We start from the raw sequence: 25,109 nt of genomic DNA, 5'->3' as shown, positions 1-25,109 counted from the left end.
CTCTCATCCAAGTTTGGGGAACGGATCGCGTCCGAGTGCATGCGTCGCAGCCCCGGCCAGCACACCGCCGCTGACAAGCGCGGTGGCCTTGGCGAGATCGTCGGCCATGTAGCGGTCGTGCTCCAGCGCCGGCACATGCGCGCGAAGCGCGGCAATGACAGCAGACAGCGCCGCGCTGGTACTGTGCGGCGCTCGCAGCTCGATGCCTTGGGCGGCGACGAGCAGCTCGATGCCGATGATCGCAGCGAGATTGTCTGCCATGTCGTGCAGCCGCCGCGCCGCGTGCGCGGCCATCGAGACGTGATCTTCCTGATTGGCACTGGTCGGCGTGGAGTCGATCGAGCAGGGCAGCGCACGCTGCTTGTTCTCGGCAAATAGCGCTGCCGCCGTCACCTCCGCGATCATGAAACCGGAATTGAGTCCGGGCTCCGGCGTCAGGAACGGCGGCAGGCCGAAATTCAGCGCGGGGTCGACCAGCGTCGCGATGCGCCGCTCGCTGATCGCGCCGAGCTCGGACAGCGCCAGCGCGATCTGATCGGCGGCAAACGCCACCGGCTCGGCGTGGAAATTACCGCCCGAGATGATCTCGCCGGTCTCGACCAGCACCAGCGGATTGTCGGTGACGGCGTTGGCTTCAGTGACGAGCGTGCGCGCCGCCTGGGTGAGCAGATCGAGCGCCGCGCCGGCGACCTGCGGCTGGCACCGCAGGCAATACGGATCCTGCACGCGCTCGTCGCCTTCGAGATGCGATAAGCGGATATCGCTGCCGTCGAGCAGCACGGTCAGAACGCGGCCGGCCGCGATCTGACCGGGATGGCCGCGCAGCGCCTGGATCTCGGGACGGAACGGCGCGGTCGAGGCCATCGCGGCATCGACCGACAGCGCGCCCGTCACCAGCGCCGCGTCGAGCAGATCATGCGCGCGGAAAAGGCCGGCGAGCGCATAGGCCGTCGAGAACTGCGTGCCGTTGATGAGCGCGAGCCCTTCCTTCGGTCCGAGCGTGACCGGCGCAAGTCCGGCACACGCGAGCGCCTTGCGCCCGGGCACCAGCCGGCCGTCAAGAAAGGCCTGGCCTTCCCCGATCATGACCGCCGTCATATGCGCGAGCGGCGCGAGATCGCCTGACGCACCGACCGAGCCCTGCTGTGGCACAAACGGACACACACCCTGCGCCAGCATCGCCTGCAATTGCTCGATGATCTCGCGGCGCACGCCAGAGGCGCCGCGGCCGAGCGAGATGATTTTAAGCGCTATCATCAGCCGCACGACCGGCTCTGGCGTGGCGGGCCCGACACCACAGCAATGCGACAGGATCAGGTTGCGCTGGAGCTGTGCGGTCTGCTCCGGCGGGATGCGTTTCGAGGCAAGTTTGCCGAAGCCGGTGTTGATACCATAGACCGGCTCGGCGCCCTGCGCCGCCTTGGCGACGATGGCCGCGGCAGCGTCAACACGCGGCCAATAGGATGGATCGAGCGCAAGCGGCCCGCCCGCGTAGACGTGCGCGAGGTCGTCGAGACTGACGCGGCCGGGCGCCGCAACGATCGTGCTCATCGCCCTCTCCAGACGCGCTGATGAAGGGGATTGAAGCCCATGCGATAGACGAGTTCAGCAGGACGGCCGATGTCCCATATCGCCAGATCGCACCGCTTGCCGGCTTCGAGCGTGCCGGTCTCGCCCAATACGCCCAAGGCACGCGCGCCTTCGCGCGTCACGCCGGCGATGCATTCGTCGACGGTCATCCGGAACAGCGTCGCCGCCATGTTCATGGCCAGCAACAAGGATGTCAGCGGAGACGAGCCGGGATTGCAGTCGGTCGCGAGCGCGAGTTTCGCGCCGTGCTTGCGGAACAGATCGACTGGCGGCTTCTGCGTCTCGCGGATGAAATAGAACGCGCCGGGCAGCAGCACGGCGACAGTGCCGCTCCGGGCCATCGCGGCCGCGCCAGCCTCGTCGGTATGCTCGAGATGATCGGCCGACAACGCGCCGAACTCGGCCGCAAGCGCCGCGCCGCCGAGATTGGAAAGCTGATCGGCATGTAGCTTGACCGGCAGGCCGTGCATCTTGGCCGCGGCAAAGACACGCGTCGTCTGCGCCGCTGAGAAGGCGATGGTCTCCATGAAGGCATCGACGGCATCAGCAAGCCCGGACTTGGCGACGGCCGGCAGCATCTCGTTGCAGACGAGATCGATATAGCGATCCTTGTCGCCATCCGCTTCGACCGGCAGCGCATGAGCGCCGAGAAAGCTGGTGCGCACGGAGACGGGCCGCCTGCCGCCGAGCGCGCGGGCTGCAGACAATTGCCGCAGCTCGGTCGCGGTCTCCAGGCCGTAGCCGGACTTGATCTCGATCGTGGTGACGCCTTCGGCGAGCAACGCGTCCAGTCGCGGCAGCGCGCCGGCGATCAGCTTCTCTTCGGTTGCGGCGCGCGTCGCCGCCACCGTGGACACGATGCCACCGCCCGCACGCGCGATCTCCTCGTAGCTCGCACCGGCCAGTCTTAGCTCGAACTCATGGGCGCGGTCGCCGCCATAAATAAGATGCGTGTGGCAGTCGACGAGGCCTGGCGTGATCCAGCGGCCATCGCAGTCGATCTGCTCGGGCGCGTCGGCATCGGCCGGGAAATCCGATTGCGGACCAGCAAAGACGATGCGGCCGTCGCGGGCAGCGACCACGCCCTGCTCGATCACGCCAAGACCAGCCGCGCTCTCGCGCAGCGTTGCCAGCCGCGCATTGCGCCAGATCCGGTCGAAACGCTCGGCCATGTTGCCTCCCACCTTCACGAAAGCTTGACGGACGATATGTCTATACATAAACTCGCTTCCGCCGTTCTGTCCAGCGGGCTTATCAAACATGGCGTCACTGCACTTCGCATCCGCGCTTCTGCCCACGGGTTGGGCCGAGGACGTGCAGGTCGTCATCAGCAACGGCGCGATCGCGCAGGTCTCGGCGGGCGTGCCTCCGACCTCCGAAGACGAGCAACACGAGGTCGCGATCCCCGGCATCGCCAGTCTGCACAGCCACGCGTTCCAGCGCGGCATGGCCGGGCTTGCCGAGGTCAGCGGACATTCCACCGACACGTTCTGGACGTGGCGCGAGACGATGTACCGCTTCGCGCTGTCGATGCGTCCCGAGGATGTCGAGGCGGTCGCGACGCTGCTCTATGTCGAGATGCTCGAGCGCGGCTTCACGCGGGTCGGCGAATTCCATTATCTGCACCACGATCGCGACGGCACGCCTTACGCCGATATCGCCGAGATGGCGGTGCGCATCGCCGCGGCTGCCCAGACATCCGGAATCGGCCTGACGCTGCTGCCGAGCTTCTATGCGCACGGCGGCTTCGGCGGCGCGGCGCCGCATGACGGCCAGCGGCGCTTCATCTGCGATGTCGATCAGTTCGCAAAGCTGCTGACGGCCTCCCGCAAGGCGATCAGCGCGCTCCCCGGCGCCAATCTCGGCATCGCGCCGCACAGCCTGCGCGCTGTCGCACCGGATGAGTTGAGCGCGCTGCTGCCGCTCGCGGACGGCGGCCCGATCCACATCCATGCCGCCGAGCAGGTCAAAGAGGTCGAGGAATGCCTCGCCTGGTCGAGCCGGCGTCCGGTGCAATGGCTGCTCGATCACCACACCGTCGATGCGCGCTGGTGCCTGATCCACGCCACGCACATGACGGCCGACGAAACGGCGGCGCTCGCGCGGAGCGGCGCGACGGCCGGCCTTTGCCCGATCACCGAAGCCAGCCTCGGCGACGGCATCTTCCCGGCGCGCGACTATCTGCGCGCGCACGGGCGCATTGGCGTGGGCACTGACTCGAACGTGCTGGTCGGCGTCAGCGACGAGTTGCGCCAGCTCGAATACGGTCAGCGGCTGACGCATCGCGAGCGCAACGTGCTGACGTCGGGCCCGCATGCGTCGACGGGCCGAACGCTGTTTGATGCCGCTCTCGCCGGCGGCGCTCAGGCGCTGGCGCAATCCAACGCCGGGCTCCAGGTCGGAGGCCGTGCCGATATCGTCACGCTCGATCTGTCGCATCCTTCGCTCGCGGGGCGGACGCAGGATGCGCTGCTCGACGGCTGGATCTTCGCGACATCGCACGACGCCATCGACTGTGTCTGGGCGAGCGGCGCCAAGGTCGTCCAGGGCGGCCATCATCGTTCGCGCGAGGCCGCCCGGCGCGGCTTCAACACGGCGGTGCGGAGGCTGCTCGCATGAGCCTCGCCGAGGATCGCGTCAAGCCGGGCGCCGGCACGCTCTACAAGACGATCCGCCAGGACATCGAGCGCCGCATCCTCACCGGCGAATGGCCGCCCGGACATCGTATCCCGTTCGAGCACGAGATCATGGCGCGCTACGGCTGCTCGCGCATGACCGTGAACAAGGCGCTCTCAGAGCTCGCCCAGGCCGACCTGATCGAGCGACGACGTCGCGCCGGCACGTTCGTGCGGCGTCCGCAATTCCTGTCGGCGGTGCTGAAGATCCCCGACATCCGCGCCGAGATCGGCGCGCTCGGCCGCGCCTACGGCTATCAGTTGATCTCCTCGACCCGCCGCACGGCCAATGCTGCCGATCGCGAGCGGCTCGGCGTCAAGAAACCGTGCAAGGTGATTGCGATCCGCTGCCGGCACAGCGCCGACAACGTCCCGTTCGCAATCGAGGATCGCCTGATCGATCTCGACGCGGTGCCCGATGCGGCCAAGGCCGACTTCAAGATCGATCCGCCAGGCTCATGGCTGCTGCATCACGTGCCCTGGACCGAGGCTGAGCACGCGATCAGCGCCATCGTCGCCGACGATACAATTGCCGAAGGTCTCGACATCGCGACCGGCGCACCCTGCCTAGTGATCGAGCGCCACACCTGGCGCAAGGGGCAGCCGCTCACGGCTGTCAGGCTGATCTATCCCGGCGAGCAGCACCGCCTGGTAGCACGATTCAGGGGCAGCGAATGAGACGGCTCATGCGCGCCCGATCTGAGCACGGGATTTGCAAGCACGCATGCAAAGACAAGCGGAGATCGCAGCCATCACGGCTGCGAGCCGCACGACAAGCTTCCTCTCACAGCAAAGGACGATGACGATGCGCAGACTAGGGCTTCTCGCAGTAACGGCCGCGCTCCTGGCCTCGACGACCGCCTACGCCGACGACGTCAAGGTCGGCGTCGGCATTTCCGGCTGGACCGGTTTCGCGCCGCTGACGCTGGCGAAGGAGGCCGGCATCTTCAAGAAGAACGGGCTCGACGTCACCATCAAGAAGATCCCGCAGAAGGATCGCCACCTCGCCATTGCCGCCGGCGACGTGCAGTGCGCGGCGACGACGGTCGAGACCTGGATCTCATGGAACGCCAATGGCGTCGCCACCAAGCAGATCTTCCAGCTCGACAAGAGCTACGGCGCCGACGGCATGGCCGTGCGTAACGACATCGCCTCGATCAAGGATCTGAAGGGCAAGACGATCGCGGCGTCCGCGCCCGGCACCTCGCCCTATTTCGGGCTGGCCTGGATGCTCAAGAAGAACGGCCTGAGCATCAAGGACGTCACCGTCGTCAACATGGAGCCGGGCCCGGCCGCGCAGGCTTTCGTCGCCGGCCAGAACGACGCCGCGATGACCTACGAGCCGTATCTCTCGACGGTCCGCGCCGCCCCCGACAAGGGCAAGATCATCGCCACCACGCTCGACTATCCGATGGTGATGGACACGTTCGGCTGCACGCCGAAATTCCTGTCCGAGAACCCGAAGGCCGCCAAGGCGCTCGCCGACAGCTATTTCGAGGCGCTCGACCTGATCGCCAAGGACCAGGCCAAGGCCTATGAGATCATGGGCGCGGACGTGAAGCAGACGGCCGATCAGTTCGGCAATTCCGCCAAATATCTGCGCTGGCAGGACAAGGCTGCGAGCCAGAAGTTCTTCGAGACCGAGTTCAAGACCTTCAACAAGGACGCGGCCGAGCTCCTGCTCGAGGTCGGCATCATCAAGCAGATCCCGAAGATCGAGGATCTCTATGATGCGAGCTTCATCAAGTAGACTCGAAGCGCGATCTGGGTGACTTCGTCATTGCGAGCGAAGCGACGTGTCCGCCGAAGCTCGTAGAGCGAAGGCGGAAGCAATCCTGGGCCCAGGGTGAGACCCTGGATTGCTTCGTCGCTTCGCTCCTCGCAATGACGAGCTTGATGCATCGTGCGCAGCATTGGCGCCGCCCCCTGAGCCCACTCATTCGAGGTCACCATCCGCAGCCCGCGTCACCTCGCGGGCCGCATCCAACCCGAAAGCCCGATCCGTGATCCGTCCTCTCGATCCCGTCAGCGCCCGGTCCAGAACAGCGCTCGGCCTCGCCTTTTTCGTCGTGTTCGTCGCGGCGTGGGCGTTGGCGACGTTCGGCGGCTACGTGCCGAAGACCTTCCTGGCCGATCCCTTGACCATGCTGCACGAGGGCTGGGATCTGCTGGTCAAGTTCGGCTTCCTCTACGATATCGGCATGACGGTCTGGCGCGTCGTCGGCGGCTTCGTGCTAGCGGCCGTGATCGCCATTCCGCTGGGCCTGCTCATGGGCGCCTACAAGCCGGTCGAGGCGTTCCTGGAGCCGTTCGTCTCGTTCGCCCGCTATCTGCCGGCATCGGCCTTCATTCCGCTGCTGATCCTGTGGGCCGGCATCGGCGAACTGCAGAAGCTGCTGATCATCTTCATCGGCTCGGTGTTCCAGATCATCCTGATGATCACGGTGACCGTCGGCAACACGCGGCGCGATCTCGTCGAAGCCGCCTATACGCTCGGTGCCAGCGATCGCGGCATCATCGGCCGGGTGCTGCTGCCGTCAGCGGCCCCTGAGATCGCCGAGATCCTGCGGCTCGTGCTGGGCTGGGCCTGGACCTACGTCATCGTCGCCGAGCTGATCGGCTCGTCCTCCGGCATCGGCCACATGATCACCGACAGCCAGGCGCTGCTCAACACCGGGCAGATCATCTTCGGCATCATCGTCATCGGCCTGATCGGGCTGATCTCGGACTTCCTGTTCAAGGCGTTCAACGCCTGGCTGTTCCCGTGGAAGCTGGCATGACCACGCTCGTCATCGACAACGTCACGCGCATCTTCCCGGCCCGCCAGGGACATGCGCCGACGCGCGCGCTGGAGCCGGTCGAACTCACGATCGGCAACAACGACTTCGTCACGATCCTGGGGCCCTCCGGCTGCGGCAAGTCGACCTTGCTGCGCATCGTCGCCGGGCTCGATCATCCGACCAGCGGCAAGGTGCTGCTCGATGGCCGTGAAGTGACAGGGCCCGGCGCCGATCGCGGCATGGTGTTCCAGTCCTACACGCTGTTTCCCTGGCTCACCGTGCGCGAAAACATCGCCTTTGGCCTGCGCGAACGCGGCGTGCCGGAGAGTGAACGCAACGCGATCGCCGACCGCTTCATCCAGCAGATCGGCCTCAAGGGTTTTGAGAACCACTGGCCCAAGCAGCTCTCCGGCGGCATGCAGCAGCGCTGCGCGATCGCCCGCGCGCTCGCCAATGATCCGAAGATCCTGCTGCTCGACGAGCCGTTCGGTGCGCTCGACAACCAGACGCGCGTGCTGATGCAGGAGATGCTGCTCGGCATCTGGGAGCGCGACCAGAAGACGGTGCTGTTCGTGACCCACGACATCGAGGAGGCGATCTTCCTTGGCAGCCGCGTGCTGGTGATGAGCGCGCGGCCCGGCCGCATCAAGGCCGACATCAAGATCGAGCTGCCGCATCCGCGCTCCTACAAGGTCAAGACCTCGCCGGAATTCGTAGCGCTCAAGGAGCGGCTGGTGGAAGAAATTCGCGCGGAAGCGCTGAAGGTGGCGGCGGAGGCGTGAGAAGTGGCCGCCAGCTAAGTGGCCTCGCTCAGCGCCGCCTCTGCGAGCGGGATCGCGGAGACAGACCCCCACCCAAGCGCGTTTGCCGCTCTGTCGTACATGCCCTCTCCCACAAGGGGAGGGCGCAGTAGTGGCCACCGCGCTTGAAGCGATCTCGAGCGACGCGTTCCAATTGGGGCCGCGGCAAGACTGCACAATGCAGTGCCCTCGCCCCTTGTGGGAGAGGGCATCGCCGGCTCATCCATACACTCGCTTGGGTGAGGGTCTCTCTCCGCAAGGACACTCTTAGCTGCATAGCTCACTGCTGCGTCGACGATCAGCTCACATCGCATCGATTCCTATGGAGGCTTCCTCCAATTCGCTTCAACCACGGCACCAGATGGAACGCGCTCATCAGGAGATACATCACGGTCATGTCGCCGAGCGGCGCACCCGCCGGCATGGCCGAGCAGATCACGTCTGATCGGCCGTCGCGGGCCATGGCGTTCAGCACCGCCATCAGCGCGAAGGTCGGCGCCGCAGCGTAGCGGAGACCATTGGCGATGTCGGGCATCACGCGCATCCTGGTCGGGAAGAACGCCATGGCTCTGCTCCTTAGCGTGTGCCGTATTCGTCGCGGCGCCGCCACCAGACGCCCTGCTCGTTGCGCCCCTTGGGCGCGCGGTCGAGCCATTGATAGGCACCCCACAGGCCGTCGAGGCCGCGGGCATAGCTCGAATAGGTGTGATAGACGACACCATCCTCGAGGACGAAGGCGCTCATGCCCGGCCGGTCGCGCATGAAGGTCGCGCCGTCGGTCCCGGCGCCGGCGGCAATCTCCGCCACCATCGCCGGCACATCGGACGCCCCGAGCGGGGGACTGGTGCGATAATTGTACTCGCTGCCGCCCTGGCGCTGCTGCTCCTCGGTGATCGCGACGTTGAAGTCGAAATTGAAGTCGCTGCTCGCCGATGACGCCCAGGGGAAGCTCCAGCCCATGCGCGCCTTGTAGGCTTTCAGTTTCGCCAATGGTGCGCGCGACACCGCCCACAGCATCACGTCGTGATTGGCGAGATGGACCTGGAAGCCGTTGAAGCCATCGGCGATCATCGAGCAGGATGGGCAGCCGACCTGGAAATCGGGGCCGAACATGAAGTGATAGACGAGCAGCTGCGAGCGGCCCTTGAATAGGTCTGGCAGCGTCGCCGGCCCGTCCTCGGTGTCGAAGCGATAGGCCTTGTCGACGCGCACCCATGGCAGGGCCTGGCGGCGTTCCGCCACCTCGTCGCTGCGGCGGGTGAGTTCCTTCTCGGCTTGCAGCAGGTCGAGCCGGGCCTTCAACCAATCTTCGCGCGTTCCGGTGATATGCATGGTCATGGTCGTCATCCTTTTGCGTGTTGACCGCAGCTCAGACTAGGATCGGCAGGAGAGCGACCGGGAGTGACAAGTATGGCGGGATTTGCATGGACTCGCTGATCTCGGCGGCGGCGCAGGCGCTCGCCGCGGGCGATCCGCTCGGCGCATTGAACCGGGTCGCGTTGCGCGATGATCCCCCGGCGCTGGCGCTGCGCGGCATCGCGATGGCGCGGCTTGGCGATTTCGGGCGCGCGAAGGCGCTGCTCCGGCAGGCCGCGCGAAGCTTCGGTCCCAAGGCGGTTCTGGCCCGCGCCCGCTGCGCCGTCGCCGAGGCCGAGATCGCCCTTGCAGCGCGCGACCTCGGCTGGCCGACGAAGTCGCTCGCGGCCGCGCGCGAGACCCTGGAGCAGCACGGCGACCGCACCAACGCTGCCTATGCGCGCAGCCTCGAGATCAGGCGCATGGTGCTGGTCGGGCACCTCGATGACGCCGAGCGTGGCCTCGCCGATCTCGATCCCTCGCCACTGCTGCCGGCGGCCCGCACGATCTACGAACTGATCGTGGCCGGACTGGCCTTGCGCCGGCTGCAAACGAAGACCGCGCGATCGGCGCTCGAACGCGCCGCGCGGTCGGCGCAGCAGGCCCGCATTCCCGAGCTCCGGGCGGAGATCGAGCGGGCCTCGTCGGCGCTGTCGGCACCGGCGGCGCGGATGATCCGGCGTGGCGAGGAACGCCTGCTGCAGCTCGACGACGTCGAGCGGCTGTTGCGGTCGGACCGGCTGATCATCGATGCCTGCCGCCTGGCGGTACGCCAGGCGAGCCAGATCGTGCCGCTGGCGCGGCGCCCGGTGCTGTTTGCACTCGCCCGGCGACTGGCCCAGGGAGCGCCCGACGACGTGCCGCGGGCCGAGCTGATCGCGCATGCGTTCCGCGGCAAGGAGGCCGACGAGTCGCACCGCGCGCGCCTGCGCGTCGAGATCGGACGGCTGCGCCAGTTGCTCCAAGGCCTCGCCGAGATCCATGCCACGCGCGACGGCTTCGCCCTGGTGCCGTGTGACGATCGCGAGGTCGTCGTGCTGGCGCAGCCGATCGAGGACGACAACGCCACCGTGCTCGCCTGCCTTGCCGATGGCGAGGCCTGGTCGAGCTCCGGCCTCGCGCTGGCGCTGGGCGCAAGCCAGCGAACGGTGCAGCGTGCCCTCGACGAACTCGCATCGTCTGGGAAGGTGCAGTCGTTCGGCCGCGGCCGCGCGCAACGCTGGACCTGTCCGGTCGTGCCGGAATTCGCGACGGCGTTGTTACTCCCCGCGTGGTCGTCGCTCGACTAGCGTGGGTCCATCGGAAGCAGAGGATGGCAGACATGACACGAGCAGCCGCGGAGATCACTCGCGAGTACGGCCCCTTCGACGGCGCCGAGCGCGTCAACGGCGTCAGCTATGACGGCCGGCAGGTGTGGATCGCGACCGGCAGCAGCATCAAGGCGTTCGATCCCGCCGACGGCACGGTGCGGACGTCCATCGATCTCCCCTCTCACGCCGGCACGGCGTTCGATGGCCGGCATCTCTATCAGATCGCGGAAGATCGCATTCACAAGGTCGATCCCGACGACGGCCGCGTGCTCGCGACCATCCCGGCGCCCTCGGGTGGCGGCGACTCCGGACTTGCCTGGGCGGAGGGATCGCTCTGGGTCGGCGCCTATCGCGATCGCAAGATCCACCAGATCGACCCTGCGACCGGAAAGATCCTGCGCAGCATTCCGTGCACGCGCTTCGTCACCGGCGTCACCTGGGTCGACGGCGAGCTCTGGCACGGCACCTGGGAGGACGACGTCAGCGACATCAGGCGCATCGATCCCGCCACCGGCGAGGTGCTCGACCAGCTCGACATGCCCGCCGGCACCGGCGTCTCCGGCATGGAATCCGACGGCGAAGAGACCCTGTATTGCGGCGGCGGCGACAGCGGCAAGGTGCGCGCGATCAGGCGGCCGAAGCGGGCGCGAGGGTGAGCCGCTGACGGCTCCGCGACAGGAAGTGGCCTACTTGCCGATCGAGGTGTAGGCCGCCTTGCGGAAATTGGCGTTGGCCTCCTCGCGCGTCTGCAGCTGCTGGCCACCGCCGCCACCGACCGGCCTGGTGGGCGTGACCACCGAGAACAGCACGAAGCCGCCGGCCTTGCGCGGGAAGATGAAGTATTCGGCGATATCCGACTTCTCGCTGTCCTCGCAGGAGGACATGCCGCGGAACACCACGGCGCTGTCGACCAGCTCGCTGTTGCGCGCCGAGATGAACTTGCCCTTGCAGTCGCGCGCGTCGTTGCCGATGATCGTGGCAGCGACTTCCAGGCCGTCGACATTGCGCTGTGGCGGCACGATCCGAACGAAGCCGGTGGCGTTGTCCGCCTTCCAGGCGACCCCGCCCGATGTCAGCCACACCGGCCGCTCGCCTCCGCCCAGAATGGCCGGATGCGACAGCGAGGCCTTGAGGATGAAGTTGGAGGCGATCTGCATCGCTTCCAACTGCAGCTCGGGAGAATCCTCCGCGGCACGTGACGGCTGCGTGCTGGCGGTTGCGGCGGGCGCGGCGCCGGCGGGGGCTCCCTGACGCTGCGCCGAGTGAGCACCGGGCTGCACCGTGAAATTCGTCGCTGCCGCCAATCCGCCGGCATTGATCATGCGCACGCAATTCGCCAGCGACGGCAGCAGCACCGACGTGCCGTTCAGATCGAACTGGAACAGATTGCCCTGCGCGAAGGCCGACATCGTCCGAGCCGCCCTGAACGATTTGATCAGGCTGGAGTCGTTCGGCATCGGCACGACGACCATGTTGGCCGACCACACCGAGCCCTCGACATTGTAGGAATTGCGCCCGTCGAAGCTGAGCACGATGGGAAACTTCTGCCCCTGCGAGAGCGACCAGCCAGGATGGATGAAGGCGAGAGCCCAGTTGTAGGTCGGCAGCGCGAGAACGCCGAAATTGATGCCGCTCTTGTAGCTGGCGGATGCGATGCAGCTCGAGAACTTCCCGGTGTTGTCGTCGGTGTAGGCGCCGCCCGACCAACCGGCCACGGAGACGGAGCCGTAGGGCCCCTTCGCATGCGCAGTCTCGTTCAACGCAGATATCGCCGTCAGCGCCAGAAGTGAAAGTACCGTTCCAAGGATCGCCCGCCGCACCGTCATCCCAATTCCCCGTTTTTGCCGCATTGTTGCAATTCCCGCGGCTACGTCAAGTAGCAGCGACGAATGCGCGACTACCCCAGGGATTGATCTGCTGACCGGCTTCGTGCCGGCGCAGGCACAACATGTCGCGGTCGTCCTCCACAGCCCTTCATGGGAGCGTCATCGAACTCCGCTAGCGCTTGCCGGGTCTCACGCAGGCCAAAGGTTTCCTCGACATGACCACCACGCTGCCGGTGCTCGGCGCCGCCCTCTCCGTCAAGTCCATTCCCGCGCATCGCGACTGGCTGCTCGAACGCCAGCGCGATCTCGAAATCCAGGACTTCTTCCGGGCGGATCTTCTCGACAGCGACTGGCGCAGCACCGCCAACGAGATCAAGTCGATGCTGTCGGGCCACACCGGCCGGCTCGGCATCCACGGCCCGTTCTGGGGCTTCAAGATCGACAGCCACGATCCGATGATCCGCCGCGCCGTCACCAAGCGCCTGCTGCAGGGGCTCGAGGTCGCCGAGTTCCTCGGCGCCACGCAGATGGTGATCCACTCGCCCTACACGACCTGGGACTACAACAACATCGACATGCTGCCGGACAACCGCGAGGCGCTGATCGAGCGTGTCAGGGCGACGCTGTCCGATGTGATCGCTTCCGCCGAACAGGCCAATTGCGAGCTGGTGATCGAGAACATCGAGGACAAGGATCCGCTCGATCGCGTGGGCCTGGCGAAGGCGCTGGGCAGCAGCAAGGTGCGCGTCTCGCTCGACACCGGCCATGCCAACTACGCGCATCATTCGACGGGCGCACCGCCGGTCGACTACTACGTCGACGCCGCCGGCGACATGCTGACCCACGTGCATCTCCAGGACACCGATGGCTATGCCGACCGCCACTGGGCGCCCGGTGAAGGCAACATCCGCTGGGTGGCGGTGTTTCGCGCGCTGGCCCGCCTCACCTCCAATCCGCGCCTGATCCTCGAGCTGCGCAACCACGATCATGTCAAGGCCGGCGCGGCGTATCTCGCCTCGCTCGAGCTGGCTCAGTAAGCCACCACGTTCGCGCTTTCAGACAACCTCAGACCACAGAGAGATTGCCATGACCAAGCTCACCCGCCGCGGCCTGCTCGGCGCCGGCGCCGCGATCGGCGGCAGCTTCATCCTGCCGCGCGTGTCGATCGCGCAAGCCGACAACCGTCCCTCGGTCACCATCGCCGTACAGAAGGTGACCAACTCGAACGTGCTCGACGTGCTGCGCGAGCAGTCCAATGTCGGCGAGCGCGTGTTCTACTCGTCGCTGTGGGAAAGCCTGATCTCGAAGAACTTCCGCGGCAATCTCGAAGCCGTCCCCGGCCTTGCCACCGAGTGGAAGCGCATCGACGACCAGACCGTCGAGCTGAAGCTGCGCCAGGGCGTCAAGTTCCACAATGGCGACGAGATGACGTCCGAGGACGTCGTGTTCTCGTTCAGCCGCGAGCGCATGTTCGGCGACAGCGAAGCCAAGAGCCGCACCACCATCAAGGCGTTCGAGAAGATCCCGACGCCGCGCCCCGGCAAGGAGCTGCCGCCGGACGTGATCGGCGTGGCGCGCCGGATGTGGCCGGACCTCGTCCGCGTCGACGCCGTCGACAAATACACCGTGCGCTTCGTCAACGCGACGCCCGATGTGACCATCGAGGGCCGCCTGATGCGCTACGGCTCCGACATCATGAGCCGGCGCGGCTGGGAGGAGGCTGCGAGCTATCTCGACTGGGCGCGCAAGCCGATCACGACCGGTCCCTACAAGATCGTCGAGTTCAAGCCCGACGTGTCGCTGACGCTCGAGGCTCATGACGAATATTGGGGCGGCCGACCGCCGCTGAAGCGCATCCGGTTCCTGGAAGTGCCGGAGGTCGCGAGCCGCATCAACGGCCTGCTGTCCGGCGAATACCAGTTCGCCTGCGACATCCCGCCGGACCAGATCGCCGGCATCGAGAAGAACGCGGCGTTCGAGGTCCAGGGCGGCACCATCCTCAATCACCGTCTCACCGTGTTCGACAAGAACCATCCGCAGCTCGCCAATCCCCTGGTGCGCCGCGCCTTCACCCATGCGATCGATCGCCAGGCCATCGTCGACAGCCTGTGGGCCGGCCGCACGCAGGTGCCGAAGGGCCTGCAATGGGAGTTCTACGGCGACATGTTCATCGCCGACTGGAGCGTGCCGGCGTTCGATCCGAAGCTGGCGCAGGACCTGCTCAAGCAGGCCGGCTACAAGGGTGACCCGATCCCCTATCGCCTGCTCAACAACTACTACACCAACCAGGTCGCGACCGCGCAGGTGCTGGTCGAGATGTGGCAGGCGGTCGGCCTCAACGTTCAGATCGAGACCAAGGAGAACTGGTCGCAGATCCTGGAGCGCGGCCCGACCCGCGCGGTGCGCGACTGGTCGAACTCGGCCGCCTTCAACGATCCGGTGTCGTCGCTGGTCGCCCAGCACGGCCCCAACGGCCAGCAGCAGCAGGTCGGCGAATGGAGCAACGACGAGCTCAACCGGCTGTCGGAGTTCCTGGAAACCTCGACCGATCGCGAGGCGCGCAAGAAGGCGTTCCGCCGCATGCTGGAGATCGCCGAGCGCGAGGACCCCGCCTATACGGTGCTGCACCAGAACGCGACCTTCACCGCCAAGCCGAAGTCGATCAAATGGAAGGCCTCGCCGGCCTTCGCGATGGACTTCCGCACCGGCAACTACGGAGCGTGACGCCGTGGCGCCGCTGGTCAGCATCTCCGGCCTGAAGGTCGCCTTCGACGGCACGCCTGTGCTGCACGGCATCGATCTCGACATCGGCAAGGGCGAGGCCATCGGCCTCGTCGGCGAGTCCGGATCCGGCAAGTCGGTGACGTGGCTCGCGGCGCTGGGTCTCCTGCCCGGCAAAGCGCAAGTATCAGGCTCGGCCAGGCTCGAAGGCCGCGAGCTGCTCGGCGCCGACGGCAAGGTGCTCGACCAGGTGCGCGGCCGCCGCATCGCGATGATCTTCCAGGATCCCGCCAGCGCGCTCAATCCGGTGCTCACGATCCGGCGCCAGCTGTGTGAAAGCCTGGCGCTGCATCGCGGCCTGCGCGGCGAGGCCGCGCGCATCGAGGCGCTGAGGCTGCTCGATCTCGTCGGCATCCCCGATGCTGTCAGGCGGCTGTCGGCCTATCCGCACGAATTCTCCGGCGGCCAGGTCCAGCGCATCATGATCGCGATGGCGCTCGCCGGCCAGCCCGACCTCCTGATCGCCGACGAGCCGACCACTGCGCTCGACGCCACCATCCAGGCGCAGATCCTCGATCTGCTGTCGGCCATCCGGCGCGAGTTCAACATGGCGATGGTCCTGATCAGCCACGACCTCGGCGTCGTCGCCGAGAATTGCGACCGCGTCTGCGTGATGTATGCCGGCCGCATCGTCGAGCGCGCACCCGCCACGCGGCTGTTCGACGATCCCTGGCATCCCTATGCGCAGGGCCTGATCGGCGCGCTGCCGCCGCTCGATGGCATCAGGCGGCGGCTACAGGCGATCCCCGGCACGGTGCCTGATCCGCGCGCGCTGCCGAGCGGCTGCGCCTTCGCGCCGCGCTGCACGTTTGCCGGCGACGGCTGCCACGCCGGCGTGCCGCCGCTGGCGCCGGTGGAGCCAGACCGCGCGGTGGCCTGCCTGCGGCCGCAGCGCCTGCCGGTGGAGCTCGCCGCCGAATGACAGCGCCGCTGATCGAGGTCTCCGGGATCTCGCGCACCTATCGGATGCGGTCCGGCCTGTTCGGGCGTCCCGCATCCGTCCACGCCGTCGATGGCCTGAGCTTCTCCATCCAGAAGGGCGAGACACTCGGCATTGTCGGCGAATCCGGCTCCGGCAAGTCCACCACCGGCCGCATGGTGCTCGGGCTCGAGCCGCCTGACCGCGGCAGCGTGCGCTTCGACGGCGCGCCGATCGCTGCCCCCGGCTCGGCGGCGTGGCGCGCCCAGCGCGCGCGCATGCAGATGATCTTCCAGGATCCGCTCGGCGCGCTCGATCGACGACTTCCCGTGGCCTTGCAGATCCGCGAGCCGCTCGACATCCACGACATCGGCACCAAAGCCGAGCGCGACGCGCGCGTGCGTGAGTTGCTCCAGGCGGTCGATCTCAACGACAGCCACGGCGCCCGCTATCCCGGCGCCCTGTCCGGCGGTCAGCGTCAGCGCATCGTGCTCGCCCGCGCGCTGGCGACCAAGCCCGACTTCCTCGTCTGCGACGAGCCGGTCAGCGCGCTCGACGTTTCGATCCAGGCGCAGGTCGTGAACCTGCTGGTCGACCTGCAGGCCCAGCTCGGATTGACGATGCTGTTCATCAGCCATGACCTGCGCGTCATCAGGCAGATCAGCAGCAAGGTGGCGGTGATGTATCTCGGCCGCATCGTCGAGTATGGCGACGCCGACGATCTGTTCGCGCGGCCACAGCACCCCTACACGCAGGCGCTGGTATCGGCCTCCCCTGCTCCGGGACGCCGCAGCACCAACCGAATCGTGCTGACGGGCGACCCGCCCAATCCGGCGGCGCGTCCCGCCGGCTGCGCCTTCCATCCGCGCTGCAGCCACGCGACCGCCCGCTGCGCCCACGAGGTGCCCGTGCTCACCGCGCTGGATCAGCAGCGCCAGGTGGCCTGTCATCTCGTCTCAGGGCAGCAATCGCAGACCCAGGACGCCGCGTGATGCTGCGCTATTTCGCCATCCGCCTGGCGCGTGCGCTGCTGACGATCGCGCTCGTCGTTACCTTTGCCTTCATCGTGCTCCGGCTGTCGGGCGATCCCGCGCTGATGATCATGGGGCCCGAAGCGCCGCCCGAGGTCATCGAAGCGTTCCGCAAGGCCTGGGGCCTCGATCATCCGATCTGGATGCAATATCTCGACTACTTCAAGGCGATCGGCCAGGGCGAGCTCGGCCGCTCGATGCGTGATGGCCGGCCCGCGATCCAGCTCGTCATCGAGCGCATCCCCGCGACCCTGGCGCTGACCGCCCCGGCGTTCCTGCTGAAAGTGCTGCTTGGCATTCCCGCTGGCGTCTACGCCGCGCTGCATCGGGGATCGGCGATCGACCGCGCCGTGATGATCACAGCGGTCGCGGGCTTCACGGTGCCGAGCTTCGTGCTGGCGCTGATCCTCGTGCTGATCTTCGCGGTGCAGCTCGGCTGGCTGCCCTCGGGCGGACAGGACTCGTGGCGTCATGCCATCCTGCCGATCGTGACGCTCGGCTTCGGCGGCGCCGCGGTGCTGGCGCGGTTCACGCGTAGCGCCATGCTGGAAATCCTCGGTCAGCCCTATATCAGAACGGCGTCGGCCAAGGGCGTGCCGTGGCGCCGGGTGATCACGAATCACGCGCTGCCCAACGCGGCGATCCCCACCGTCACCATTCTCGGCTTCATGGTCGGCAGCCTGATCGCCGGCGCTGTCGTGGTCGAGAGCGTGTTCTCCTGGCCCGGCGTCGGCCGTCTGCTGGTCGTCGCCGTCGCCAACCGCGACCTCGCGGTCGTGCAATGCATCCTGCTGCTGGTGGCGATGACGATGGTCACGTCGAACCTGATCGTCGATTTCCTTTACGGCCTGCTCGATCCGCGGCTGCGCAGCAAGGGAGCAGAGGCATGACCGACCTTGCATTGAAATCGCCCGCCGCGCGGCGGCCGCGCTGGCCGAATATTCCCGTCTCCGTGACCATCGCCGTCGGCTGGATCGTCGCGATGCTGTTGCTGGCGATCTTCGCCGATCAGCTCGCGCCATACGGCTTCACCAAGTTCGATCTGCGCAATCGCCTGTCCTTGCCCGGCAACCCGGCGCATTGGCTCGGCACCGACGAGCTCGGCCGTGACGTGCTGTCACGGCTGATCGTCTCGATCCGGATCTCGCTGCTGATTGCATTCGGCGCCACCGCGATCTCCGCCATCGCCGGCACCACGCTCGGCTTTCTCGCCGCGCATTTCCGCGGCCTCGTCGAGCAGGCGGTCCTGATGCTGGCGGACTTCCAGGCCAGCATGCCGTTCCTGATCCTGGCGCTCGCCGTGCTCGCCTTCTTCGGCAATTCGCTGCCGCTGCTGATTGGATTGATGGGCCTGTTCGGCTGGGAACGCTACGCACGCATCGCGCGCGGGCTCGCCATCTCCGCCAATGCGCAAGGCTACGCCGCCGCCGTGCGCCAGCTCGGCGCGACGCCGCAGCGGGTCTATCTCAGGCACATCCTGCCGAACATCGCCTCGACTCTGATCGTGTCGATGACGCTGGTGTTTCCGGAAGTCATCCTGCTGGAGTCCGGCCTGTCCTTTCTCGGGCTCGGCGTGCAGCCGCCGATGACGAGCCTCGGCAACATGGTCGGCTATGGTCGCGAGTATCTGACGCGCGCGCCGTGGATCATGCTGGCGCCAGCGGTCACGATCGTTGTGACGACGCTCGCCGTGTCCGTCATCGGCGACTGGCTGCGCGACCGGCTCGACCCGACGCTGCAATAGCTATGGTCAACGGCTAGCGTCGTGACGAGCCGCGGCACCATGCTCGCAGACGATCATGGCATGCCCCGCCTGCTCGCCCGCCAGCGCCATCCATTTCGACGCCTGCTGCAACCACTGATCGCGGCGGGCCGGATCGCGTTCGGCCTCCTCGCGACAACTCAATGCCGCAGTCATGCATGCCGATCTTCTGTCCATAAGATCATGGTCCGACACATCAACGCAAACGGCACTCACATGGGATATCGCGATTTCAGGTTGTGATCAATTCCACGCCGCCTTGCCGCTATGGTTCCGCATGGCGCATCGGCAATGAATGATGCGCGTGACAGGCGGCGACCGCGGCATGGCCGAACGCCACCGCGATCTGATGCAGGTCGGTGACGACGTCGCCGATGCCATAGAGTCCTGCGACGCCGCAGCGCTGCTTGGCATCGACCTCGAGAAAGCCCTCAGTCGTATGCCGCGCGCCGAGCCGGATGGCGAGGTCGGAGCGGACATCGGCCCCCATCGCAGGATACACGATCTCGAACCGCGCGCGGCTGCCATCGACGAACGACGCTTCGAGCGCACCGTCCCGGCGCTGCAACGCATGAAGCTGTGGCGTCACCCGAACGCCGGCGGCGGCAAGCTCCTGCCGCTTGGCCGCATCCTGCGCATCATCGATCGGGATCAAGGTGACGTCCGAACTGTAGACGCGCATGAACAGCGCCTTGCCGGCGGCATCGGCGAGCTCGCCCACGATCGCAATCTTGTGGCCGATGGTTTCGAAGCCGTCGCAGACGGGACAATAGCGCAGCTCGCCGTCACCGACCGCCGCTCGCCAATCGGCCAACGGCGGCTGCTTGTCGACAATCCCCGTTGCGAGGATGACGCGCTTTGCGGTGACCGTTCCGCGCTCATGAGTCGCAACGAGATCTGCATCGCGCGTGTCGAGAGCGCTCACCGTGCTCCGGATGATCGGAACGTGAAGTTCTTCGACCTGCCGCTGCATCCGTGCGAGCAGCTCGCTTCCAGGCATGCCGTTCGGAAAACCCGGCAGGTTATGGCTCCGGGGAATCAGCGCCGCCCGCGACGCGCCGCTGTCGACGATCACGACCCGGCGCCGGAACCGTGCGAGGTAGATCGCGGCCATCAGGCCTGCGGGACCGCCGCCGATGATAAGTACTTCGGTGTGCATTGTCGCTCTCGTTCAACTAACGGAACCAAATGTCGGGAGGCGGAACGGTTCCTGATCCTCTTGTCAACTGGCGGAGACGCCGGAACAAGAATGGAACCATTCACGGCCATCGAGTGTTAACTTATGTCGCTGCCGCGGCGGAAAAGCCGTGCAAACTTGGCAGCGAGGGGGATTTGTTGCGAGGGCGCGTGGATGCGATTTGTAAATTCGACCGATGAAAGCTTGATGGCGTACTACGAAAGTGTCCGAAAGCAGGTGGCCGCCGACAGCCGGATCGGGGGCCCCTACCGCCTGATCGGTGATCGGGCCAAGCAGTATGCGCAGGAGCTCCAGGCCGAGATGCGGCGGCGGCAGTTGCGCTTCACGCCGATCGATTGGCCGAACTGATTTGGACAAGGATCGTGTGGCTCATCGAAGCCACCAGACAATCATTTGCGAAAGCACGGCGGCTGCTTATACGCCCTCTCCCCTTGTGGGAGAGACAAGTAGGACAGAGCGGCAAACGCGGTTGGGTGAGGGGTCTCCCGCCGCGAGAGCCGTATTCGCAGCAATACCGCTAGCAATACCCCTCACCCTACCGCGCACGCGGATAGGCCGGCGATGCCCTCTCCCACAAGGGGAGAGGGCGCTGTATCGTGCAGCTTCACTGCGGTGTTATACGAAGAGCGGCGACAATCATTCCCACGACCAGCTCGAGAAATCATTCTCGAACTGCGGCACGTCCTTCCAGACGCCCTTGAGCTTCTTGTTGATGATCGTGATCCACTGCGGCTGGAACAGGAAGCCCGCAGCGGCATCGGTCGCCAGCATGCGCTGGGCGTCGCCGAGCAGCTTGGCACGCCCGGTCTCATCAGGCGTATCGACGATCTTCTGATAGAGCTTGTCGAAGGCCTCGGACTGATAGCCGAAATAGTAGTTCTTCTCGGTGAACTTCACGAGATCGAACGGCTCGACATGCGAGACGATCGTCAGGTCGAAATCATGCGGCCCGTTGAACACCTGTGACAGCCACGCCGCCCATTCGAGGTTCTCGATCTTGGCGACGATGCCGACCTTGGCCAACTGAGCCGCAAGCACCTCGCCGCCCTGCCGCGCATAGGCCGGCGGCGGCAGCCGCAACGACAGTTGCAGCGGCGTGGTCACGCCGGCTTCGGCGAGCAGCTTCTTCGCCTTCTCCGGGTCGTAGGGATTGATGTCGGTGGTGTCGACATAGCCGAGCGAGCCCGGCACGTAGAAGCTGCCGATCGGCGTCCCCAGACCGTCGACGGCGCCCTCAATCATCGCCTTGCGATCGATCGCAGCAAGGATCGCGCGGCGGACGCGAACGTCGTCGAGCGGCTTCTTCTTGTTGTTGATGGTGACGATGGTCTTCGCCTTGGAGCCTCCGATCAGCACGGTGAAGCGCGGGTCGGACTTGAACTGGGGCAAGGTGCGCGCCGTTGTGCCGCGCGGGAAGGCGTCCACGTCGCCGGACAGCAGCGCCGCGACCTGCGCCGCCGGATCGGAGATGAAGCGTATCGTCACCTTGGACAGCTTCACGGCAGCGGCGTTGCGATACTCGGGCCATTTGTTCAAGGTCAGCGATGAGCCCTTGGCCCAGGCGCCCAGCGTGTAAGGCCCGGTGCCGACCGGCTGCGTCGCGTTGGTCGGTGCGCTCTTCGGCTCGACGATCGATGCGGTGGCCTGTCCGAGCAGGAACGGCAGGTTGGGCTCAGAATATTTCAGCTTGACGACGATGGTCTCGGCGTCGGGAGCCGTCACGGACTCCATCGCCTGGAACAGCGCCTTGTCCTTGTTGGTGCTGTTGGCGGCGCCGGCGCGCTCGAACGAGAACTTCACCGCGGCGGAGTCGAACGCCTCGCCGTTCTGGAATTTCACACCCTTGGCGAGCTTGAAGGTGTAGCTCTTCAGATCGGACGAGGCCTGCCAGCTCGAGGCCAGCAGCGGCGAAACCGAGCCGTCCTCGTTGATCTTGGTCAGCGTCTCATAGACGTTGTAGAGCGTCACCTCGGCGATGGCCGCCGCGGCCGCGCTGGTCGGATCGAGCCCCGGCGGCTCCAAGGTCATGCCGACGACGACGCTGTCCTTCTTGTTCTGCGCGTGAGCCGGCGCTGCGGCCGCAACGAGCGCGGCCAAGACGATGATCGATAGTCTTTTCAACATTGTTTGTTTCTCCCTGAGGAAACCAAATTACGCGTCAAAGCGGCTTCGAGACAAGTGGCTGCTGTTCCGTTGCGACGAGCGCCGGCAGCGTCATCACGCTTTCCGCTTTATGGCAGGCGGCCGAATGCGCTCCCGTGAGCGTTCGCAATGCGGGGGCCGTCGTGCGGCACTGCGCATCGGCGAGCGGACAGCGCGGCGCATAGGCACACCCGGCGGCTCCCGATGACTGCGAGGCGATCGCAACGTCTGTACGCCGGCGCCTGACAGCGCCAGCCTGCGCGCGAGGCACGGCGTCGAGCAACGCGCGCGTATAAGGATGCGCGCATTGGCCGAACAGGTCCTCCGGCCGCCCGCGCTCGACGATGCGGCCGAGATACATCACCGCGACCTCGTCGCAGAGATAGTCGACGACCGCGAGGTCATGGCTGATCAGCACGTAGCTGAGGCCGTACTGCTCCTGCAGGTCCTGCATCAGGTTGAGCACCTGCGCCTGCACCGACACGTCCAGCGCGCTGACTGGCTCGTCGGCGACGATCAGCTTGGGCTGGGTGATCAACGCCCGCGCGATCGCGATGCGCTGGCGCTGGCCGCCGGAAAACTCGTGCGGATATTTGTCCATGTCGGCATCGCGCAATCCGACCTGCCGCAGCACCGTGGCCACGCGCGTGCGCAGGACTTCGCGATCAGGAGACTGCAGAGCGGTCAGCGGCTCGGCGACGATGCGCGCAATGGTCTGGCGCGGATCGAGCGATCCGTACGGGTCTTGGAACACCATCTGGAATTCGCGGCGGGCGCGCCGCAACTCATCCGCCGAAAGGCGGTGGAGGTCGCGTCCGGCCATCAGCACCGATCCCGATGACGGCTTCTCCAGCGCCATGATCAGCCGCGCCAAGGTCGATTTGCCGGAGCCGGACTCACCGACGATGCCGAGACTCTTGCCCGCCATCAAAGACAGCGACACGCCGTTCAACGCGAGCACCTCGCCGGGCGGCCGCAGCAGACTCTCGCGCGGCAGCGCATAGCGCTGCACGAGATCCGTGACCTCGAGCAGCGGCGTCTCGGCCGACATCTGCGCGGCGGTGCTCAAGCGACCACTCCCACCGGGTCACGCGCGAGCGCGGCATCGGCGCGGATGCAGCGGACGCCGTGCCCGGCGCCGATCTCGCCCAGAGACGGCAGCGCGGTGCGGCAGGCGTCGATCACCAGCCCACAGCGATCTGCGAACGGACAACCGGCCGGCAGATCGGCCAGCTCCGGCACCGTGCCGGCAATGGTCGAGAGGCGCGTGCCCTTGCGGGCCCCGAGCCGCGGCCGCGCCCTGAACAGGCCCTGCGTGTAGGGATGACCCATGCGCGAGAACACCGCGTCGGTGGTGCCGCTCTCGACCACCGTGCCACCATACATCACGATCATGCGGTGCACGTTCTCGGCGATCACGCCGAGATCATGCGAGATCAGGATCATCGCCATGCCCTGCTCCGCCACGAGATCGGCGATGAGATCGAGGATCTGGCGCTGGATGGTGACGTCGAGCGCGGTGGTCGGCTCGTCGGCAATCAGCACGTCGGGCTTGCAGGCAAGCGCCATCGCGATCGTGATGCGCTGGCGCTGGCCGCCGGAGAACTGGTGCGGATAGGCGTCGTAGCGTCGGACGGGGTCCGGCAGACCGACGCGGTCGAGCAGCGCGATTGCCTGGCGCTTCGCCTCGGTCGCCGTGCAGCCGGTATGCCGCAGCAGCGGCTCGGCCACCTGGTGGCCGATCGTGTGCATCGGGTTGAGCGCGGTCATCGGCTCCTGAAAGATCATGCTGATGCGGTTGCCGCGCAGCGTGCAATAATCGGCATCACCGAGACCGACCAGCTCGCGGCCATCAAGCTTGATGCTGCCGCTAACGACGGCGCTGTCGGGCAGAAGCCCAAGCAGAGCGAGCGCGGTGATCGACTTGCCGCAGCCGGACTCGCCGACGATGCCGAGCGTCTCGCCGCGCCGGAGCGCGAAGGAGACCTCGCGCACAGCTTGCGCCGAGCCGCGGCTGGTATTGAGCCGGATGCCGAGACCCGACACATCGAGCAGAGGCTGATCGCTCGCCATCATCGCTGCCTCGCCAGCCGTGGGTCGAGCAGATCGCGCAAGCCGTCGCCGAGCAGGTTGAGGCCGAGCACCGCGAGCGCGATGGCGGCACCAGGATACACGGCGAGGCTCGGCGACTGGAACAGCAATGTCTGCGCATCGTTCAGCATCCGTCCCCAGGACGGCTGCGGCGGCTGGGTGCCCAAGCCGAGATAGGAGAGCGCCGCCTCAGCCAGGATCGCCAGGGCGAACTGGATCGTCGCCTGCACGATCAGGATCGACAGGATGTTCGGCAGCACGTGCTCGATGGTGATGCGGAAGCGGCCCTTGCCGGCGGCGCGCGCCGCCAGGATGAACTCGCGCGCCCAGATCGCGCCGGCCTGGCCGCGGGTGACGCGCACGAACACCGGGATCTGGAAGATGCCGATCGCGGCGATCGACGTCGCCATGCCCGGCCCGATCACCGCCGCCAGCATGATCGCCGACAGCACCGCGGGAAAGGCGAAGGTGAAGTCGCTGAAGCGCATGATCAGCTCCTCGGTCCAGCCGCGCCGGGCGGCCGCGACCAGGCCGAGGCAGACGCCGCAGGTGAGACCGATGCCGACGGCGATGACGCCGACCAGAATGGTCGCGCGGGCACCCACCAGCAATAGCGAGACGATGTCGCGGCCGAGCACGTCGGTGCCGAGCCAATGCGCTGCTGATGGCGGCCGCAATTTGGATGCGACGTCGATCTCATAGGCCGACCATGGCGTCCATACCAGCGACAGCAGTGCGGCGCCAAGCACCAGCAGACAGAGCAGCGCGCCGACCGTGAAGCTGCGATGGCGCAGCGCGCGGCGCCAGAACGCATTGGACGCAGGCGCAGCGCCCGTTTGAACGACCAC

Annotated in this window: 25 protein-coding genes; 14 read left to right on the top strand and 11 right to left on the bottom strand. The window is 66.6% G+C overall.

Translation table 11 applies throughout. The features are described 5' to 3' along the window. Positions 1-3 precede the first annotated feature (3 nt). Both hutH and hutI read right to left on the bottom strand, forming a co-directional pair. The gene (gene hutH, locus QX010_RS24805) at positions 4-1,551 is read right to left on the bottom strand and encodes a histidine ammonia-lyase (protein ID WP_316182457.1); all 1,548 of its coding nucleotides are present in this window, start codon (positions 1,549-1,551) and stop codon (positions 4-6) included. Beyond that, positions 1,548-2,762 carry an imidazolonepropionase gene (hutI, locus tag QX010_RS24800; RefSeq protein WP_316182455.1) on the bottom strand — a complete coding sequence of 405 codons (1,215 nt, stop codon included), beginning with the start codon at positions 2,760-2,762 and terminating at the stop codon, positions 1,548-1,550. The genes hutH and hutI overlap by 4 nt, the downstream gene beginning before the upstream one ends. 88 nt (positions 2,763-2,850) lie before the next feature. Here hutI and QX010_RS24795 point away from each other — a divergent pair, with 88 nt between their 5' ends. From QX010_RS24795 to QX010_RS24775, 5 genes are all read left to right on the top strand, one after another. Next, on the top strand, positions 2,851-4,209 hold the full coding sequence (locus tag QX010_RS24795) for a formimidoylglutamate deiminase (RefSeq protein WP_315803424.1): 1,359 nt from the start codon (positions 2,851-2,853) through the stop codon (positions 4,207-4,209). Further along, positions 4,206-4,943: a histidine utilization repressor gene (gene hutC, locus QX010_RS24790; RefSeq protein WP_315803423.1), complete on the top strand. Its 738-nt coding sequence runs from the start codon at positions 4,206-4,208 to the stop codon at positions 4,941-4,943. Before QX010_RS24795 ends, hutC begins: the two co-directional genes overlap by 4 nt. Positions 4,944-5,070: 127 nt before the next feature. Further along, positions 5,071-6,015, top strand: a complete 945-nt coding sequence (locus QX010_RS24785; RefSeq protein ID WP_316182453.1) for an ABC transporter substrate-binding protein — start codon at positions 5,071-5,073, stop codon at positions 6,013-6,015. A 256-nt stretch (positions 6,016-6,271) separates the two neighbouring features. Further along, complete coding sequence (locus QX010_RS24780) at positions 6,272-7,045, top strand: ABC transporter permease (RefSeq protein ID WP_315803502.1); 774 nt, start codon at positions 6,272-6,274, stop codon at positions 7,043-7,045. Next, on the top strand, positions 7,042-7,827 hold the full coding sequence (locus QX010_RS24775; protein ID WP_315803421.1) for an ABC transporter ATP-binding protein: 786 nt from the start codon (positions 7,042-7,044) through the stop codon (positions 7,825-7,827). The genes QX010_RS24780 and QX010_RS24775 overlap by 4 nt, the downstream gene beginning before the upstream one ends. Positions 7,828-8,143: 316 nt before the next feature. Here QX010_RS24775 and QX010_RS24770 read toward each other — a convergent pair whose 3' ends face one another. Continuing rightward, a complete protein-coding gene (locus tag QX010_RS24770; protein WP_315803420.1) occupies positions 8,144-8,410 on the bottom strand; it encodes a hypothetical protein in 267 nt (88 codons plus the stop codon). 11 nt (positions 8,411-8,421) lie between these two features. Continuing rightward, positions 8,422-9,183: a DUF899 domain-containing protein gene (locus tag QX010_RS24765; RefSeq protein WP_316182452.1), complete on the bottom strand. Its 762-nt coding sequence runs from the start codon at positions 9,181-9,183 to the stop codon at positions 8,422-8,424. 86 nt (positions 9,184-9,269) lie between these two features. Here QX010_RS24765 and QX010_RS24760 point away from each other — a divergent pair, with 86 nt between their 5' ends. Together QX010_RS24760 and QX010_RS24755 are read left to right on the top strand one after the other, a co-directional pair. Continuing rightward, positions 9,270-10,490, top strand: a complete 1,221-nt coding sequence (locus QX010_RS24760; protein ID WP_316182450.1) for a helix-turn-helix domain-containing protein — start codon at positions 9,270-9,272, stop codon at positions 10,488-10,490. 32 nt (positions 10,491-10,522) lie between these two features. Further along, positions 10,523-11,167, top strand: a complete 645-nt coding sequence (locus tag QX010_RS24755) for a PQQ-binding-like beta-propeller repeat protein (protein ID WP_315803417.1) — start codon at positions 10,523-10,525, stop codon at positions 11,165-11,167. 30 nt (positions 11,168-11,197) lie between these two features. On the opposite strand, the gene QX010_RS24750 is transcribed toward QX010_RS24755, so the two are convergent. After that, positions 11,198-12,337 (bottom strand): hypothetical protein, encoded by a 1,140-nt coding sequence (locus tag QX010_RS24750; protein ID WP_316182449.1) that lies wholly within the window; start codon positions 12,335-12,337, stop codon positions 11,198-11,200. A 215-nt stretch (positions 12,338-12,552) separates the two neighbouring features. Between QX010_RS24750 and QX010_RS24745 the strand changes: the two genes are divergently transcribed. Genes QX010_RS24745 through QX010_RS24720 form a run of 6 tightly spaced genes read left to right on the top strand, consistent with a single transcriptional unit; the run spans position 12,553 to position 18,812 of the window. Continuing rightward, positions 12,553-13,374: a sugar phosphate isomerase/epimerase family protein gene (locus tag QX010_RS24745; protein WP_316182448.1), complete on the top strand. Its 822-nt coding sequence runs from the start codon at positions 12,553-12,555 to the stop codon at positions 13,372-13,374. A gap of 49 nt (positions 13,375-13,423) precedes the next feature. After that, the gene (locus QX010_RS24740) at positions 13,424-15,061 is read left to right on the top strand and encodes an ABC transporter substrate-binding protein (protein ID WP_315803414.1); all 1,638 of its coding nucleotides are present in this window, start codon (positions 13,424-13,426) and stop codon (positions 15,059-15,061) included. A gap of 4 nt (positions 15,062-15,065) precedes the next feature. Then, a complete protein-coding gene (locus QX010_RS24735) occupies positions 15,066-16,040 on the top strand; it encodes an ABC transporter ATP-binding protein (RefSeq protein ID WP_315803413.1) in 975 nt (324 codons plus the stop codon). Beyond that, complete coding sequence (locus QX010_RS24730) at positions 16,037-17,029, top strand: ABC transporter ATP-binding protein (protein ID WP_316182447.1); 993 nt, start codon at positions 16,037-16,039, stop codon at positions 17,027-17,029. Before QX010_RS24735 ends, QX010_RS24730 begins: the two co-directional genes overlap by 4 nt. Beyond that, a complete protein-coding gene (locus QX010_RS24725) occupies positions 17,029-17,958 on the top strand; it encodes an ABC transporter permease (RefSeq protein WP_315803411.1) in 930 nt (309 codons plus the stop codon). The genes QX010_RS24730 and QX010_RS24725 overlap by 1 nt, the downstream gene beginning before the upstream one ends. Continuing rightward, entirely contained in the window at positions 17,955-18,812 is an 858-nt protein-coding gene (locus tag QX010_RS24720; protein ID WP_315803410.1) for an ABC transporter permease, read from the top strand. The genes QX010_RS24725 and QX010_RS24720 overlap by 4 nt, the downstream gene beginning before the upstream one ends. A 6-nt stretch (positions 18,813-18,818) precedes the next feature. Here QX010_RS24720 and QX010_RS24715 read toward each other — a convergent pair whose 3' ends face one another. Both QX010_RS24715 and QX010_RS24710 read right to left on the bottom strand, forming a co-directional pair. Further along, positions 18,819-18,986 (bottom strand): hypothetical protein, encoded by a 168-nt coding sequence (locus QX010_RS24715; protein WP_315803409.1) that lies wholly within the window; start codon positions 18,984-18,986, stop codon positions 18,819-18,821. 109 nt (positions 18,987-19,095) lie between these two features. Then, positions 19,096-19,989 (bottom strand): NAD(P)/FAD-dependent oxidoreductase, encoded by an 894-nt coding sequence (locus QX010_RS24710; RefSeq protein ID WP_315803408.1) that lies wholly within the window; start codon positions 19,987-19,989, stop codon positions 19,096-19,098. 225 nt (positions 19,990-20,214) lie between these two features. Here QX010_RS24710 and QX010_RS24705 point away from each other — a divergent pair, with 225 nt between their 5' ends. Then, positions 20,215-20,376, top strand: coding sequence for a hypothetical protein (locus tag QX010_RS24705; protein ID WP_315714266.1), 162 nt, complete (start codon positions 20,215-20,217; stop codon positions 20,374-20,376). A 288-nt stretch (positions 20,377-20,664) separates the two neighbouring features. Here QX010_RS24705 and QX010_RS24700 read toward each other — a convergent pair whose 3' ends face one another. Genes QX010_RS24700 through QX010_RS24685 form a run of 4 tightly spaced genes read right to left on the bottom strand, consistent with a single transcriptional unit; the run spans position 20,665 to position 25,109 of the window. Next, positions 20,665-22,152, bottom strand: a complete 1,488-nt coding sequence (locus tag QX010_RS24700) for an ABC transporter substrate-binding protein (RefSeq protein ID WP_315803407.1) — start codon at positions 22,150-22,152, stop codon at positions 20,665-20,667. A 34-nt stretch (positions 22,153-22,186) separates the two neighbouring features. Further along, a complete protein-coding gene (locus tag QX010_RS24695; RefSeq protein ID WP_316182476.1) occupies positions 22,187-23,221 on the bottom strand; it encodes an oligopeptide/dipeptide ABC transporter ATP-binding protein in 1,035 nt (344 codons plus the stop codon). Between the two features lie 14 nt (positions 23,222-23,235). Continuing rightward, entirely contained in the window at positions 23,236-24,246 is a 1,011-nt protein-coding gene (locus tag QX010_RS24690; RefSeq protein ID WP_316182446.1) for an ABC transporter ATP-binding protein, read from the bottom strand. Next, on the bottom strand, positions 24,243-25,109 hold the full coding sequence (locus QX010_RS24685; protein ID WP_316182444.1) for an ABC transporter permease: 867 nt from the start codon (positions 25,107-25,109) through the stop codon (positions 24,243-24,245). The genes QX010_RS24690 and QX010_RS24685 overlap by 4 nt, the downstream gene beginning before the upstream one ends.

Origin of the sequence: Bradyrhizobium sp. SZCCHNRI1009 (assembly GCF_032487575.1) — a bacterium.
Taxonomy (GTDB): domain Bacteria; phylum Pseudomonadota; class Alphaproteobacteria; order Rhizobiales; family Xanthobacteraceae; genus Bradyrhizobium.
Note: the sequence above shows the minus strand (reverse complement) of the source record. Positions and strands in the feature narration are given on the sequence as shown.

Bases quoted from the DNA above. Each gene is read 5' to 3' on its own strand.
- hutH (WP_316182457.1), bottom strand. From the start codon at position 1,551: ATGAGCACGATCGTTGCGGCGCCCGGCCGCGTCAGTCTCGACGACCTC.
- hutI (WP_316182455.1), bottom strand. From the start codon at position 2,762: ATGGCCGAGCGTTTCGACCGGATCTGGCGCAATGCGCGGCTGGCAACG.
- QX010_RS24795 (WP_315803424.1), top strand. From the start codon at position 2,851: ATGGCGTCACTGCACTTCGCATCCGCGCTTCTGCCCACGGGTTGGGCC.
- hutC (WP_315803423.1), top strand. From the start codon at position 4,206: ATGAGCCTCGCCGAGGATCGCGTCAAGCCGGGCGCCGGCACGCTCTAC.
- QX010_RS24785 (WP_316182453.1), top strand. From the start codon at position 5,071: ATGCGCAGACTAGGGCTTCTCGCAGTAACGGCCGCGCTCCTGGCCTCG.
- QX010_RS24775 (WP_315803421.1), top strand. From the start codon at position 7,042: ATGACCACGCTCGTCATCGACAACGTCACGCGCATCTTCCCGGCCCGC.
- QX010_RS24770 (WP_315803420.1), bottom strand. From the start codon at position 8,410: ATGGCGTTCTTCCCGACCAGGATGCGCGTGATGCCCGACATCGCCAAT.
- QX010_RS24765 (WP_316182452.1), bottom strand. From the start codon at position 9,183: ATGACCATGCATATCACCGGAACGCGCGAAGATTGGTTGAAGGCCCGG.
- QX010_RS24760 (WP_316182450.1), top strand. From the start codon at position 9,270: ATGGACTCGCTGATCTCGGCGGCGGCGCAGGCGCTCGCCGCGGGCGAT.
- QX010_RS24755 (WP_315803417.1), top strand. From the start codon at position 10,523: ATGACACGAGCAGCCGCGGAGATCACTCGCGAGTACGGCCCCTTCGAC.
- QX010_RS24750 (WP_316182449.1), bottom strand. From the start codon at position 12,337: ATGACGGTGCGGCGGGCGATCCTTGGAACGGTACTTTCACTTCTGGCG.
- QX010_RS24745 (WP_316182448.1), top strand. From the start codon at position 12,553: ATGACCACCACGCTGCCGGTGCTCGGCGCCGCCCTCTCCGTCAAGTCC.
- QX010_RS24740 (WP_315803414.1), top strand. From the start codon at position 13,424: ATGACCAAGCTCACCCGCCGCGGCCTGCTCGGCGCCGGCGCCGCGATC.
- QX010_RS24730 (WP_316182447.1), top strand. From the start codon at position 16,037: ATGACAGCGCCGCTGATCGAGGTCTCCGGGATCTCGCGCACCTATCGG.
- QX010_RS24725 (WP_315803411.1), top strand. From the start codon at position 17,029: ATGCTGCGCTATTTCGCCATCCGCCTGGCGCGTGCGCTGCTGACGATC.
- QX010_RS24720 (WP_315803410.1), top strand. From the start codon at position 17,955: ATGACCGACCTTGCATTGAAATCGCCCGCCGCGCGGCGGCCGCGCTGG.
- QX010_RS24715 (WP_315803409.1), bottom strand. From the start codon at position 18,986: ATGACTGCGGCATTGAGTTGTCGCGAGGAGGCCGAACGCGATCCGGCC.
- QX010_RS24710 (WP_315803408.1), bottom strand. From the start codon at position 19,989: ATGCACACCGAAGTACTTATCATCGGCGGCGGTCCCGCAGGCCTGATG.
- QX010_RS24705 (WP_315714266.1), top strand. From the start codon at position 20,215: ATGGCGTACTACGAAAGTGTCCGAAAGCAGGTGGCCGCCGACAGCCGG.
- QX010_RS24700 (WP_315803407.1), bottom strand. From the start codon at position 22,152: ATGTTGAAAAGACTATCGATCATCGTCTTGGCCGCGCTCGTTGCGGCC.
- QX010_RS24695 (WP_316182476.1), bottom strand. From the start codon at position 23,221: ATGTCGGCCGAGACGCCGCTGCTCGAGGTCACGGATCTCGTGCAGCGC.
- QX010_RS24690 (WP_316182446.1), bottom strand. From the start codon at position 24,246: ATGATGGCGAGCGATCAGCCTCTGCTCGATGTGTCGGGTCTCGGCATC.